The 13437-nt window shown below is 72.1% G+C and carries 14 protein-coding genes; 7 read left to right on the top strand and 7 right to left on the bottom strand.

Annotation, left to right across the window (positions count from 1 at the left end):
* The first annotated feature begins 103 nt into the window (after positions 1 to 103).
* The 5 genes from ACIBM5_RS05855 (at position 104) to ACIBM5_RS05835 (ending at position 3441) form a co-directional block, all read left to right on the top strand.
* Complete coding sequence (locus tag ACIBM5_RS05855; RefSeq protein ID WP_391582679.1) at positions 104 to 871, top strand: metallophosphoesterase; 768 nt, start codon at positions 104 to 106, stop codon at positions 869 to 871.
* Positions 872 to 997: 126 nt separating this feature from the next.
* Positions 998 to 1432: an SRPBCC family protein gene (locus ACIBM5_RS05850; RefSeq protein WP_396005581.1), complete on the top strand. Its 435-nt coding sequence runs from the start codon at positions 998 to 1000 to the stop codon at positions 1430 to 1432.
* A gap of 7 nt (positions 1433 to 1439) precedes the next feature.
* Positions 1440 to 2624 (top strand): ArsA family ATPase, encoded by a 1185-nt coding sequence (locus ACIBM5_RS05845; protein ID WP_396005580.1) that lies wholly within the window; start codon positions 1440 to 1442, stop codon positions 2622 to 2624.
* A gap of 293 nt (positions 2625 to 2917) precedes the next feature.
* A complete protein-coding gene (locus ACIBM5_RS05840; RefSeq protein ID WP_396005579.1) occupies positions 2918 to 3199 on the top strand; it encodes a hypothetical protein in 282 nt (93 codons plus the stop codon).
* Positions 3196 to 3441, top strand: a complete 246-nt coding sequence (locus tag ACIBM5_RS05835) for a hypothetical protein (RefSeq protein WP_396005577.1) — start codon at positions 3196 to 3198, stop codon at positions 3439 to 3441. Before ACIBM5_RS05840 ends, ACIBM5_RS05835 begins: the two co-directional genes overlap by 4 nt.
* Positions 3442 to 3483: 42 nt before the next feature.
* Here ACIBM5_RS05835 and ACIBM5_RS05830 read toward each other — a convergent pair whose 3' ends face one another.
* From ACIBM5_RS05830 to ACIBM5_RS05805, 6 genes are all read right to left on the bottom strand, one after another.
* Entirely contained in the window at positions 3484 to 4752 is a 1269-nt protein-coding gene (locus ACIBM5_RS05830) for a M48 family metallopeptidase (protein WP_396005576.1), read from the bottom strand.
* A gap of 16 nt (positions 4753 to 4768) precedes the next feature.
* Entirely contained in the window at positions 4769 to 6157 is a 1389-nt protein-coding gene (locus tag ACIBM5_RS05825; protein ID WP_396005575.1) for a hypothetical protein, read from the bottom strand.
* Between the two features lie 91 nt (positions 6158 to 6248).
* The gene (locus tag ACIBM5_RS05820) at positions 6249 to 7313 is read right to left on the bottom strand and encodes an NlpC/P60 family protein (protein ID WP_396005574.1); all 1065 of its coding nucleotides are present in this window, start codon (positions 7311 to 7313) and stop codon (positions 6249 to 6251) included.
* A gap of 154 nt (positions 7314 to 7467) precedes the next feature.
* The gene (locus ACIBM5_RS05815; protein WP_396005573.1) at positions 7468 to 7791 is read right to left on the bottom strand and encodes a hypothetical protein; all 324 of its coding nucleotides are present in this window, start codon (positions 7789 to 7791) and stop codon (positions 7468 to 7470) included.
* A gap of 96 nt (positions 7792 to 7887) precedes the next feature.
* Positions 7888 to 9189 carry an NYN domain-containing protein gene (locus ACIBM5_RS05810; protein WP_391583071.1) on the bottom strand — a complete coding sequence of 434 codons (1302 nt, stop codon included), beginning with the start codon at positions 9187 to 9189 and terminating at the stop codon, positions 7888 to 7890.
* A gap of 599 nt (positions 9190 to 9788) precedes the next feature.
* Positions 9789 to 10025, bottom strand: a complete 237-nt coding sequence (locus ACIBM5_RS05805; protein ID WP_020552989.1) for a hypothetical protein — start codon at positions 10023 to 10025, stop codon at positions 9789 to 9791.
* Positions 10026 to 10325: 300 nt separating this feature from the next.
* Here ACIBM5_RS05805 and ACIBM5_RS05800 point away from each other — a divergent pair, with 300 nt between their 5' ends.
* On the top strand, positions 10326 to 10922 hold the full coding sequence (locus tag ACIBM5_RS05800) for an exonuclease domain-containing protein (RefSeq protein WP_396005572.1): 597 nt from the start codon (positions 10326 to 10328) through the stop codon (positions 10920 to 10922).
* A gap of 109 nt (positions 10923 to 11031) precedes the next feature.
* A complete protein-coding gene (locus ACIBM5_RS05795; protein WP_360304948.1) occupies positions 11032 to 11310 on the top strand; it encodes an Lrp/AsnC ligand binding domain-containing protein in 279 nt (92 codons plus the stop codon).
* A gap of 527 nt (positions 11311 to 11837) precedes the next feature.
* Here the strand turns inward: ACIBM5_RS05795 and ACIBM5_RS05790 are convergent.
* Positions 11838 to 13232, bottom strand: coding sequence for an aminotransferase class V-fold PLP-dependent enzyme (locus ACIBM5_RS05790; protein ID WP_396005571.1), 1395 nt, complete (start codon positions 13230 to 13232; stop codon positions 11838 to 11840).
* Positions 13233 to 13437 lie beyond the last annotated feature (205 nt).

The following is a 13437-nucleotide window of genomic DNA, read 5'->3' as shown; positions in this document are numbered from 1 at the left end:
GGTCCATGTCGAGAGTATCGATTCGCCGTGAGACACGGGTGTGACGGAGACAACCCCGACGCGCCGTCGGTTTCGGTTCCGGGCCGTCAGTAAAGTGACGGGCATGCGGGTCCACGTGGTAAGCGACGTCCACGGCGCAGCCGAGGCGCTCGCCCACGCCGGCGACGGCGCCGATGCCCTGGTGTGCCTGGGCGATCTGGTGCTCTTCCTCGACTACCACGACCTCGACCGGGGCATCTTCACCGATCTGTTCGGGGTGGAGAACACCCGCAGGCTGCTCGCGCTGCGCAACGCCCGCCGGTTCACCGAGGCCCGGACGTTCTCCGGGTCGTTGTGGGCGGGCGTGCCGGGCGGTGCCCGCGCGGCGATAGAGCAGGCGGTGCGCCGGCAGTACGCCGCGCTGTTCGCTGCCTTCCCGACGCCGACCTACGTCACCTACGGCAACGTCGACGTGCCCGACCTGTGGCCGGACTACGCGCGTGAAGGGGTCACCGTGCTCGACGGCCAGGTCGTCGAGATCGGCGGCCGGACCTTCGGCTTCGTCGGCGGCGGGCTGCGCACGCCGATGCACACGCCGTACGAGATCTCCGACGAGGAGTACGCGGCCAAGGTCGCCGCGGTCGGTCGGGTCGACGTGCTGTGCTGCCACATCCCGCCCGCCGTGCCGGACCTGACCTACGACGTGGTGGCCCGCCGGTTCGAGCGCGGCAGCGAGGCGGTGTTGCGGGCCATCCACGAGACCCGACCCGATCTGGTGCTGTTCGGTCACGTGCACCAGCCGCTGCGGGCACGGATGCGGATCGGACGCACCGAATGCGTCAACGTGGGGCATTTCCAGGCCACCGGGAAACCGTACGTCCTCAGCTGGTGAGCCGGTGCCGCGTACGCGCAGGTCGGGCACGATAGCCTTCGAGCGGATCGGTTGTACGCAGACATCCGGTGATGTCTGTCCAGGACAGCCATAACAGCTACGCGAGCTTCCGGAGGACTCCTCACGATGGCTGAACGGACCAGCTCGACCATCACGATCGACGCCACGCCGGCCGAGGTCATGGCCGTCATCGCGGGGTTCGAGGGCTATCCCGAGTGGACCGGCGAAGTCAAGGAGACCGAGGTCCTCGAGGTCGACAAGGCGACCGGACGCGCGATGCGCGTGCGGTTCAAGCTCGACGCCGGCGTGATCAGCGACGAGCACGTGCTGGGTTACACGTGGGACGGCGACCGCGAGGTGCGCTGGACCCTGGTGACCAGCCAGATGCTCAAGGCACTCGACGGACGCTACGCGCTGAGCCCGATCAGCGGCGGCACCGACGTCACCTACGAACTCACCGTGGACGTCAAGATCCCGATGCTGGGCATGCTCAAGCGCAAGGCGGAGAAGGTCATCATCGACCGCGCCCTGACCGGGCTCAAGAAGCGCGTCGAGAGCTGATCCGGCGGTGACGCGGGTTTTGCTGGTCACCGGTCTTCCGGGGGCCGGACGTACGACCGTCGCGGCGGCGACCGCGGTGGCCTCGGCACGGGCCGGGCGACGCACGCTGCTGCTCGCGGCCGACGGCACGCGGGATGTGGACGCGGTGCTCGACGTGCCGGTGGGCACGGACCCGTTCGACGCCCTGCCCGACCTGACCGTGCAGCGGGTCGCCGCGCGGGCCGAGTTCGAACGCGAGTTCCTGCTGGTCCAGGGCCAGTTGGGCGCGGCGCTCGCGGTGGTCGGGGTGGATCCGCTGGATCCCGAGGAGATCACCGTGCTGCCCGGCGCCGGCGACGTGCTGGCGCTGCGGGTGCTCGCGCGGGCGGTGAACGCGCGGCGCTACGACTTGATCGTGGTTGATCTGCCCGCCGTCGAACGCGCGGTGCCGGCACTTGCGCTGCCGGAGGGGCTGGCGCGTTACCTGGACCGGTTGTTGCCGGTCGAGCGCCAGGCGGCCCGGGCACTGCGGCCGGTGCTGGCCGCGGTCGCGGGGGTGCCGATGCCCGAGGACTGGGTCTACGACACGGCGCGGCGGGTGAGCACCGAGTTGGAGGTGCTGCGGTCGCTGGTGAGCGCGCCGACGACGACGGTACGCGTGGTGGTCCGGCCCGGCACGGTCGCGCTGGCGGCGGCACGGCGGGCCGCGGCGGCGCTCGCGCTGTACGGCCACCGGATCGAGGACGTGATCGTGAACGGGGTGAGCGCGGCCGACTCGCCCGATCCGGCGGTGCGTTCCCGGGCCGAGGTGGCACGGGAGACGGTGGACGCGCTGTGCGCACTGTTCCCCCGGGTGCCGCTGGCACAGATCCCGATGCTGCCCGCCGAGCCACTGGGCGCGACCGAACTCGCGGACGTGGCGGCCCACTTCGCACCGGTCGGCCCGGGCGGCACCATCGACGACGAGCACCTGATCGAACGCGACGGCGAGCGCCTGTCGCTGCTGCTGCCCCTGCCGGGCACCGACCGCGACGACCTGGACCTGCTGCGCCGCGGCGACGAACTCGTGATAACGGTCGGCCCCAACCGCCGCCTGTTCAAACTCCCGTCGGCCCTGCGCCGCTGCGTCATCGAGGGCGCGGGCCTGCGGGACGGCGTCCTCCGCATCCGATTCGTCCCGGACCCGGCAGTATGGATGCGCCCGCCGCAGTAGCACGGCGGCCGACGACACGACAACGGCCCGGAGCGCACTCGTGCGCCCCCGGGCCGTTTCCTGTCCGGCAGGCAGGCTCAGCGGCGCTTCGGCGACGCAACGAGAGCCGCCCGGGTGCACGCCGACGACCCGCGTCCGGCCCATCCGACGAACGACCCGCCGCGCAGGTGCGATTGCTGCACCGCGGAGCGCGCCACGACGACGTGAGCCCCCGACGCACCCGATGCGCTCCTGTACGAGCAGTTGGCGTCGAAGCACACTGAGACAACACGATCGCAACGGAGGTGCGCCCCATGGCGGCGACATTCAAGACACACATCGGTGGGGCCATTGTCGAACTGCCCGCGACCGTGCGGACCATCCGGGAGTCGCTGCCCGAGGACTTGCGCAAGGAGTTCAACGAGGCTGTCGAGGACTGCCCGGCGAACGAACTGTTCGCGCTGCTCGCGAAGTGGGCGCTCAAGCCCACGACAGGCGAGGAGGAGGACCGGGCCGTGTTCGAGATGCTGGAGCGCCGCGAGCGGGAGTTCATCGAGGAGAAGCGCCGGGAAGCCGAAAAGGGTGAATCCGGATGAGCTTTCGCATCGACTACACCCACGACTGTGCCAAGGTCCGTTCACAGCTCACTCCGGCGCAACGTACCGACCTCGACTCGGGCATGGCGGCGATCGCCAACGACCCGTATGGGTGCGGATCGAGCGCGACCTACTCGAGGGACCGGCGCGAGGCAACCCTCGGACGCAGCATCTTCGTCGTCTACCAGGTATCGTCCGGGCAACTGCTCGTGACCGTCGTCCGCATCCAGGCCGGCCCGTAGCGGACGCCCCGGTCTTCGTGTGCAGCTCCCGGTGCCCCCGCCCTACCGCTTCCCGTGCAGCTTCTCCCAGTCGCGCGCCAGCGCGATGCGTTCGGGAGCGGACGGGTGGGAGGCGAACAGGACTTGCAGGATCGGGTTCGGGGTGACGTTGGAGCGGTTGGCCACGGCCAGATTGTGCTGCATCCGGATGAAGGCGTCCGGGTCGCGGGTCAGGTCGAGCGCGTGCACGTCGGCTCGGGCCTCCAGGCGGCGGCTGATCAACATCTCGCCGGGCCCGGCCACCGTGCCGATCACCGCGACGACCGCGAGCAGCAGGGCCAGCGAGCGCGGGTCGCCCGCACCGTCCGCGCCCACCCGACGCAGCAGCGGCGCGCACGTCATCAGCAGGCCCAGCGCACACACGCCGGCCGCGAGCGCCGCCGCGCCGATCAGCGTCCCGTGCAGCACGTCGTTGCGCTTGGCGTGGCCCAACTCGTGCGCGGCGATCAGCTCCACCTCGCGCGGGTCCGCGTCCCGCACGGTCGTGTCGTAGACCACGATCCGCCGGGTCGAGCCGAACCCGGACACGTACGCGTTGAGCGCGGTGGTCCGCTTGGACGCGTCCGCGACCAGGACGTCCCGTACCGGCACTCCGTCCCGCTCGGCCAGCTCCATCAGCGACGTGCGCAGCTGCCCCTCCGGCATCGAGTGGAACTTGTTGAACGCGGGTTCCACCACCAGCGGGTACAGGAACGAGATCGCCACCACGAGCAGCGCGCCGGCGCCCGCCGCGATCAGCCAGCCGGCCCGAGGCAAGGCGCGGATCAGCGCGTACAGCCCGAGCACGACCAGCAGGAGCAGCCCGGTGGACATCGCGAAGGTCTTGGCCAGGTCCAGCCACCAGCTCCCCCACGACTGCACGGACAACCCGTACCGTCGCCGAACCACCTCGGAGCGGGCCGCGAACGGAAGCGTGGCCAGCCGCCCGATCAGCGCCAGCGCCAGGCCGCCGAGCAGGATCCGCCACACCCATCCCCCGCCCACCGGCCGGGCCACCGCCTCGATCAGGCGTGCGCCGACCGGCGTGAGCCCGAGCACGAGCGAGACCACCAGCGAGAGCACCATGGACAGGTACGCGGGTGGCCGGGCGGCCTCGGCCAGCGAGCGGCCCCGGGCGATCTCGGCGGCGGTGAAGTCCCGGGCCGCATCCGGGTGGGTGAAACCGCCGGGCGGCTCCGCCAGTGGGCGCCACGGTGTGGTCACCACGATCGCGACCAGCAGCACCACGCCCGTGCAGACCAGGCAGATCAGCAACAACCTCTGGACCGACATGCCCGCCGTGCCCCCGTCATCCGGCCTGCGTCCGCAGGTAGTCGAGCCAGGTCCTGGTGAAGGCGTCGGGGTTGGTGCCCAGGACGGACACCATCGCCGACGCGAGCGCCGAGGCCGCGTCGGGCGCGTTGACGCCGGGCGGCCGTTCGGCGCCGACCGTACGGTACAGCTCGACCAGTTTGGCCTGCCCCCACCGCTCGGCGATCAGTTTGCACGCCAGCCAGCCCATCTCGTACGCCTGGGGCAGGTCTTCCTGCGTGGTCTCGAAGCTCGGGTCGGCCGGCAGCTGCGTGGGCACCTTGCCCGCCTTCACGTCCCGCCGCAGCTCGGGCGCGGCCGTGCGCATCGTCTGCGCCGATTCGAGGTAGCCGATGTAATCCGCGAAGCCCTCGGACAGCCAGGTCGGCGTCCAGGCCCGGGTGAACGCCCGGCTCGCCACGTGGGTGATCTCGTGTGCCATCACCACCCGCCGCTCCAGGTCGCCCAGTTCGCGGAAGGCGTCCGGGTTGACGACCACCCGGTCGGCGGCGGCCGCGTCCGAGGCCGCGCCGCGTTCGCCGGTGGTCACCGCCGCGATCTTGAGGTATTTGCTCGGTTCGGCGCCGAGCAGCCGGGCCATCTGCGCCTGGGTACCGGGCACCACGACCACCGCCCGTCCCGGCCAGGACTCCCCCCAGACCGCGCTGACCTGGGGTACCGCCTTGTCCGCCGTGTCGGCGAACTCGCGCAGCGCGGCCCGGGTGCCGATGCCGAGCACCGTGCTGTGCGTGCCCTGTACGACGGTGATCGGGCCCAGGTCCCACACCTGGGTGGGGGTGCGCATCCCGGCCGCGGCGCCGTCGGTGTCGCCCGCGAGGTACCAGGTGCCCGAGCGCAGCACGAAGGTCAGGTACTGCGGCACCCGGACCGGGGCGACGTCGTGTCCGGTGATCCGGTAGAGCAGGTCGACCTGCGCGGTGAAGGTGGGCGCGCCGAGTGCGCTCTTGCGCGCGGCGGAGAGGTCGAACGCGTCGGAGGTGACGATCTCGTACTCCCACCCCGCGAACGGCACCTCGGCGATGTTGTCGAAAACACCGATCTGGGACTGCCGGAACGCGGCGTCCTGCGGATCGAGGGTGGCACCGAACGCTTCGCGGTCGCGGGAGAGGAACGCGGCCGAGCGCCGCTCCAGAAGTGCGCCGACCGCTATCCGGCGCGCGTTGGCGTGTTGTTCGCCGCCGTCCGCGGACGGCCGACCGGGACCGGCGAAGACGCCGGCGCGCGGTCGCGACGGCGCGTCGGTCACCGTGTCCGAGACGAGCCGGGTGACCCCGAGGACGGCCCCGAGCTGGGCGAGTGCGCACAACACGACCAGGACGGGCAGCAGGCTGCGGATCCGGCGCGCGGCCCGATTCGGGTCATCCACGTCGTCGATCGTAACGTGGGCGCGGCGAACGGCCGGCCGAACCGGACCGGGCCGGCGCCCCGACCGGGGCCGCCGATCGGGGCGGGGCCGGTCAGGAGGGTCGGACGACCTTGGCGATCGGCATCGACTTCAGCGGCGCGTAGCGCACGTTGGTTCCCGGCTTGGGGGCGTGGATGATGCGTCCGGCGCCGACGTAGATGCCCACATGCCCGGCGCCGCCGTAGTAGGCGACCAGGTCACCCGGCTGGATCTCGGCGAGCGGGACCGCCCGCCCCGCACCGGCCTGCCCCTGCGAGGTCCGCGGCAGTGCGACGCCGGCCTGTCGCCACGCCCAGCCGGTGAGACCGGAGCAGTCGAACGCGTCGGGCCCGGTGGCGCCCCAGACGTACGGTTTGCCCAGCGCCCTCGTCGCGGCGGCCACGGCGATCGCCGCCCGGCCTCCGATCGAGGACTTCGCGGTTTCCACGACGGCCGCCGGCGACCGGACGTCCTCGCGTGCGGCGCGGTCGGGGCCGGTGCCGTCCCGGGCGGGCCCGTCCCCGGCCAGGAACGCCGCGCGGTCCGCCGCGTCCAGTGTGTTCAGCAGTACCCGGGCGCGGGCCAGCCTGCTCTCGACCGCGGCCTTCGCCGCCGCGAGCTCCCTGCGCCCGGCCTCCAGGGCGGCGAGCGTGTCGGTGGCCTCGCGGCGCTCCTGCTCCAGCGCGCGCCGGGTGGACTGCACGCGCGCCACCACGTGCCGCTGCCGGTCGGCCAGCCGGTCCAGGGTGACGGCGCGGGACAGGTACTCGTCCGGACTCTCCGACATCAGCAGCGCGAGCGTGGGGTCGATGCCACCGGCGCGGTAGTGGGCCGCGGCCATCGAACCCATGCCGCCCTGCAATGCCACCAGTTCGGCCTGCGTGTCGGCGATCCGCTCCTGCGCGCGGACCACCCGCTCGCGCAGTCGGGACTGCCGCTCGGCGACGCCGTTGTACTCCTCGGTGGTCACCTCGGCCTGCCGGTACAGCTCGCCGACCTGCTGCCGCACCTGCTCCGCGGTCGGCGCCGGGTCGGCGTGCGAGACGTTCGGCCCGAACGCCACCGCCGTGACGGCGGCGACGGTCAGCACGCTGATCCGGGTATTGCCGGCCCTTTTCGACCTGCGATGGGACGCCACCGGCGGGCTCCTTCTCCGGGCCCGGCTACCCGCCGTCCGGATCGGACGGTCGAGTGCGCGGGCGCTCGACCGGTGACCCTAGCCACCCAAACACGATCGCTTCAAATCAATCCGCGAATTTCATGGCTTGGGCCATCAATTCAGTGGAAAAGGGTCATGTTTTACGATCGAGCGATCGGCGGGCGCTCATCATTTCGCCGTTTTCGCGCAGCTGCGCACCGGCCGCCGCGAGCATGCCCTCGGCTGCGAACAGCCGCAGCGCGCTCAGGGTTTCCTCGTCCAGCTCGGCGTAGTCGGGGTGGTCGGCGCGCTCGCCGTATTCCCCGGAGTCGGCATACGAGGAGGCGCCGGATAATTCGGATGATATGTCGGAGTCGATCGATCGAGCGCTGATCAGCGCCGGCCCGATCGAGGCCGGTATCGCGCAGCCGGCGCCGGTGCGCCCGCGGCCTCGGTGCGTACGACAGGCGATGCGCATGTGGCTTCTCCCCTTTCGTCGACTTTCCCCGTCAACGGTAGGGAGCGGCACCGACACATGGTGCGAACGGCGCCCGTGCGCCTTCGACGCCTGTGCTCAGCCGCGGGTCAGCCGGCGCAGCAGCATGGTGGAGGGCACCGGTCGCGCACCGGCCTTGCGCACGCCCTCGGCCACCTCGCGGTCGGTGGAGACCACCACGACCGGGCGGCCCGGCGGCTCGGCCCGGACCAGCCGGCGGATCAGCTCGTCGGCCGTCTCGCCCGGCTTGCTGAACATCACCCGCACCCCACGAGCGGGAGCCAACAGCACCGGCGCATCCAGTTGTGCGCCGTCGAACACGCAGGTCACCTCGCAGCCGGTCTGCGCGGCGAGCCCGGTCAGACCGCCGACCAGCCGATCACGCTGCTTGTTCAGCGCGAGCGTGGGATAGCCGGTCTTGGTCACGTTGTAGCCGTCGATCACCAGGTGCGCCTGTGGCAGCGCGAGCAGCTGGTCGAGCAGGGCCGGGTCGTCGCCCTCCAACGCGCGCTGGGCGATGTCCTTTATCCCGGACGCGCCCGGCACCACCGCGTCCACCATGTCGGCGGGCCGGATGCCCACCGGCGGCAGCGCGAGTTCGCGGCGCAGCCCCTGCGCGGCCTCCAGGACGGTGTCCAGGAGCAGCCGGACCCGGGTGTCCTCCATGCTGCGTCCCTCCCGGGCGGCCCGGCGGCTGGCCTCCAGGGCCGATTCGACCTCGGCGACCCGACCGCGCAGCCGGCGGGCCTCCTTCTCCGCGGCGGCGATCGCGGCCTGCGCCTCGACCCGCACCGCGTCCAGCTCGGAGCGGGCCCGGCGGGCCTCCTTCTCCTCGTGCTTGGCGCTGCCCTGGAGCCCGCGCACCTGGCGGCGCAGGTGGTCGGCTTCCTTGCGGGCCGTCTCCAACTCCGCGCGCAGCCGTTCGTGCTCGGTCTTGGAGGCCGCGCGCAGTACGCCGACCTCGTGCTCCAGGCGGGACAACGTCTCGGCGGCCTCGGCCTCGGCACGGTCGGCGGCGGCCTCCTTGGCCGCGTCGCCGGCGGTCTCGATCAGCCGGACCCAGCCGCGCGGACGCAGCAGGTATGCGGCGGCGGCCACGTCGAGCGGGTCGGCCGCCGCGGGCACCTTGCCGGCTTCGAGAGCCTCGGAGATCTCCGGCAGGCCCTTGCGGAAGCGCTCCGCTATGCGCTGCCGGAACACCGGATCGTTCTCCAGCGCGGCGGCCAGCGGTGTCGCGGCGAACTTGGCCCGGCGCTGGTGGGTGAAGCGGGCGAACCGGCGCAGCGGGCCGGGCACCTCGTCCGCGGTCATCGTGCCGAGCGCGTCGGCGGCCACCGAGATCACCCGCACCCGAACCGCCTCGGGCAGCGGCCCGGACAGGGTCTCGGGCTCGGCGGGCGGCGGGTCCTCCCGCTCCGGGTCGGTCTGGGCACCGGCTCCCGGGTCGGCAACAGGCTCGGCGGCGTCCGATGCGGGCCCCGGCGCCGACTCGGCTTCCGGCTCGGCGGGGGCGTCGCATTCCGCGGCGGCATCGGATTCCGCGACCGCGGCCCGGGACCGGGCCTCGATCTCCGCATCCGCCGGCCCGGGCGGGTGCGCGTGGGCCGCCGAATCGGTGGGGCCGGGGCCGTCCGGCTCCGGGTCGACCGCGTGGTCGACGGGAGCCTCGGGCTCGTCGAGAGCGCCGGGCAGGTCGGTCCCCGCCTCGGTCCGGGACTGCGGGTCGGGGTCGGGCTCGGCAGCCGGCACCGCCTCGGCGGCTTCGGTGGCGTGCGCAGGCGTGACCGCGTCCGCGCGGGTATCCGGTCCGCTCACTGCTCCTCCGGTCCTTCCCGTTCCCTTGAGGCCCCTCCCCGCGTCACCGTTGCCGGGACGCCGACGCCTTGATCATGGCGCGTTCCGGACCGGGGACGGCCACGCCGGGCCGCCCCGATGCCGAAACGATGCACAGTCCCATTGTCGCCGCACGCTTTCGGCACTCAGCTCGCGTCGGGTCGCGCCACAAGTTCGACGGAGTCGGTCGCGTTGCACCAGCGGCACCGCACCGACTCGATCTCGTCGGAAACGATCTCCCGCTCCTCGACCCGGGCGACGCCCGCGAGGTCGAGGTGGGTGAACTCGACCGCCTTGGTGGTCCGCGTCACGTCGAACCGGGTCAGGTTGCCGCAGAGCGAGCAACGCCACCGGGTGTCCTCGGTGGGGGCCTGGATCGACATGCGTGTTCCCTTCCTGTTTCGCGTTTGCGAGCCTTTTCCGGATCGCGAGTGGGTCCGCGTACACCCATGATGCCGGGCGGCGAGAGGTACCTGGGCGCGGCCGTGTCGGGCCGGAAACGTACCGTCCGGTACATGAGCAGCACCGCGCACCGGGATTGCCGGTCACGAGGTTCGGCGAATCAGGGCTTGCCGGCGGCCGACTCGCCGCGGCGTTCCCGCCCGCCGGACAGTATCGCCCCGGGCCACGAGTTGCGAACCATGCCCGGGTCACGAGCGATTCGTGACGAGGTGGAACGACAGGTGTTCACGGTCGTCGATCTGGAGACGACCGGCCTGGATCCGCTGGAGGCCCGGATCACCGAGATCGCCGCGGTCCGGGTGCGCGGATCGGACCGCTTGGGCGAGTTCGCGACCCTGGTCGCGCCCGGTGTACCGATCCCCGAGTTCATCACCGACCTGACCGGGATATCCGACGACCTGGTGGCCGACGCGCCGCCGCTGCACCTGGTGCTGCCGGCGTTCACCCGCTTCGCCGAGGACGCCATCCTGGTCGCCCACAACGCCCCCTTCGACGTGGGGTTTCTGCATGCGGCGAGCCTCGCGTGCGATCGGCCCTGGCCCGACCTCCAGGTGGTGGACACACTCGCGCTGGCCCGCGCGCTGCTGCCCCCGGGGACGGTGCCGAACATGCGCCTGGGCACCCTCGCACGGTACTTCGACGCGCCCACCGACCCGACCCACCGAGCCTTGGCCGACGCCCGGGCCACCGCACACGTCCTGCGCGCGTTCATCGGCCGGATGCACGAGAGCGGACGGCACGAGTTGGCCGACCTGCTCGCCCTCGGCCGACCGCCGGCACCCAGGGTCTGTCCGGGGCAAACCACCTCGATCGGGTGACGTCCGGGAGTGTCGACCGCGCGGTCCTTCCTCCCGCTGCGGCTGCCCGCGCGGGTCGCGCGCCGACTAAGCTCGGGCATCTTGTCGTCGAGAGCCGGAGGACTACCCCGTGATCACCGCGATCGTGCAGGTCAAGACGCGTGTGGACCAGACCCCGGAAATCGCGGAGGCGATCGCCGCGATCGAGGGCGTGAGCGAGGTCTACTCGGTGACCGGTGAGTTCGACCTGATCGCCATGGTGCGCGTCCGCGCCCACGACGACCTGGCCGACGTCATCCCGGGCCGCCTCAACAAGGTCCCCGGCGTGGAAGCCACCACGACCCACATCGCCTTCCGCACCTACTCCCACCACGACCTCGAAGCGGCCTTCGCCATCGGCCTGGAGTAACCCCACAGCCCTGCCGGACCTCCAACCCCCGGCAGGGCCACCCCTCCCCTCCACCAAGGCGCGCGAGGACCCCCGCCAAGGCCGCTCCCAGCCGGGCCGGGCCCATACAAGCCACAACGCCCCGCCCGGGCCGCCCTCCGCCGAACAAGCCCAAGCACCGCCGCAGCACCCTCACTCAGGCAACCCAAACCAGCCCGTTCGGCGCTTGAGGACACCCGGCAAGGCCGCCCCAGCCGGGCCCGCCCAAGCAACACCGCAACACCCCCACCCGGGCAACCAATTTCAGCCCGTCCGGCGCTTGAGGACACCCCCGGCAAGGCCGCGCACAGCCCACCAGGGCCCATGCACCACCGCAACATCCCCACCCAGGCAACCCAATTCAGCCCGTCCGGCGCTTGAGGACACCCCCGGCAAGGCCGCGCACAGCCCACCAGGGCCCATGCACCACCGCAACACCCCACCCGGGCAACCCAAACCGGCAGCCCGTCCGGCGCTTGAGGACGCCCCGGCCGGCAAGGCCAAAAACCCTACGCCGCAGGCAATTCCCGCACGCCCCGCGGATCCGCATCCGGAACGCACCGGCCCCCATCGACCGTGTAGCTCCACACCGCCCCGCGCTCCACCAACTCCCGCACCGCCGCCGCAAAGCGGTCCAGGTGCTCCACGGGCGTCCCCACTCCGAAGCTGACCCGGATCGCGTTGAGGTTCTGCTCACCCTCGGGCGCGTCCGGGGATCCACACTCGGTCGGCTGATCGGCCCGCCCGCCCAACAGGTGCCGCACCAGCGGATGAGCGCAGAACAACCCGTCCCGCACCCCGATCCCGTACTCCGCCGACAACACCGCGGCGAACCGCGAACTGTTCCACCCCTCGACCACGAACGAGAGCACTCCCACCCGCGCCGACTCCGGCCCGAACAGCTCCAGCGTCCGCACCGCCGGAATCTGCGCCAACTTCGCCCGAAGGCGCGTCAGCAACGCCTCCTCGCGCGCGACCAGCGCCGCCGGCCCCGCCTCGGTGATCGCCCGGCACGCGGACGCCAACGCATAGGCACCGATCACATTCGGCGACCCCGCCTCGTGCCGAGCCGCACCGCCGTGCCACTCCACGTGGTCCCGGCTGACCGTCTTGCTCGCCCCGCCCCCGGCCAGGTACGGCTCGGCCGCGTCCAGCCAGTCGCCCCGCCCCGCCAAGACGCCCGAGCCGAACGGCGCGTACAGCTTGTGCGCCGACAGCGCGATCCAGTCCACGTCCAGGTCGGCCACCGACACCGGGTGATGCGGCGCCAGTTGCGCCGCGTCCAGCACGATCCGCGCGCCGTGCCGATGCGCGACCTCGGCCAGCTCGGCGACCGGGAAGAGTTCACCGGTCACGTTCGAGGCGCCGGTCACGCACACCAGCCGAGGCCCGTCGCCGGACCCGGCGAGTGCGGCCTCCAGCGACGCGACCGCCTGCTCCGGCGATCCGGGCGCGGCCAGTTGGGTCACCCCCGCATGCCGTCGCCACGGCAGCAGCGCCGCGTGGTGTTCGGTCTCGAAGACGAACACCCGGGTACCGCGCGGCAGTACGGACGCGAGCAGGTTGAGCGAGTCGGTGGTCCCGCGGGTGAACAGCAGCGTGTCGTCGGTCCGCAGCCCCAGGAAGCTCGCGACCGTGGCCCGGCTCTGCTCGTACAGGTCGGTGGACAGCTGGGACAGGTAACCGGCGCCCCGGTGCACGCTGCCGTAGTAGGGCAGATACGCGGACACGTCGTCCCACACCCGCTGCAGACACGGCGCACTCGCCCCGTAGTCGAGCGCGGCGTATTCGACCTCCCCACCGGTCACCAGCGGAACGAGCACGTCCCGCCCGACCACGGGCAGCGGGGCGGCGATGGCGACGTCACAGTCGAGGGCGGTGGTGGAAGCGGTATCGACGGTCATGGCGAAACTCCTCGGCAGGCACGGAACATCGCCGCGGATGTCGATTGATCGACATCGAAACGCACCGAATGATCCGCTGATGAAATGTGGTCTCGTAAGCCGCGGCTACGGGCGGCCCGGGGCGACGCGCGAGGACTCAGCGCGTACGGAATAGGGCGATTCGCCCGTTTCGAGAAAGAGATTTCACGCCATCACATGCTCCCCA

The organism is Embleya sp. NPDC050493 (assembly GCF_044458105.1).
Lineage (GTDB): Bacteria > Actinomycetota > Actinomycetes > Streptomycetales > Streptomycetaceae > Embleya.
This window is presented reverse-complemented; position numbering and strand designations above follow the sequence as displayed.

What these genes read in the sequence shown, in the direction of transcription:
- ACIBM5_RS05790 (WP_396005571.1), bottom strand. Translation starts at nt 13,232, where the DNA reads ATGACCGTCGATACCGCTTCCACCACCGCCCTCGACTGTGACGTCGCC.
- ACIBM5_RS05850 (WP_396005581.1), top strand. Translation starts at nt 998, where the DNA reads ATGGCTGAACGGACCAGCTCGACCATCACGATCGACGCCACGCCGGCC.
- ACIBM5_RS05815 (WP_396005573.1), bottom strand. Translation starts at nt 7,791, where the DNA reads ATGCGCATCGCCTGTCGTACGCACCGAGGCCGCGGGCGCACCGGCGCC.
- ACIBM5_RS05830 (WP_396005576.1), bottom strand. Translation starts at nt 4,752, where the DNA reads ATGTCGGTCCAGAGGTTGTTGCTGATCTGCCTGGTCTGCACGGGCGTG.
- ACIBM5_RS05840 (WP_396005579.1), top strand. Translation starts at nt 2,918, where the DNA reads ATGGCGGCGACATTCAAGACACACATCGGTGGGGCCATTGTCGAACTG.
- ACIBM5_RS05805 (WP_020552989.1), bottom strand. Translation starts at nt 10,025, where the DNA reads ATGTCGATCCAGGCCCCCACCGAGGACACCCGGTGGCGTTGCTCGCTC.
- ACIBM5_RS05855 (WP_391582679.1), top strand. Translation starts at nt 104, where the DNA reads ATGCGGGTCCACGTGGTAAGCGACGTCCACGGCGCAGCCGAGGCGCTC.
- ACIBM5_RS05835 (WP_396005577.1), top strand. Translation starts at nt 3,196, where the DNA reads ATGAGCTTTCGCATCGACTACACCCACGACTGTGCCAAGGTCCGTTCA.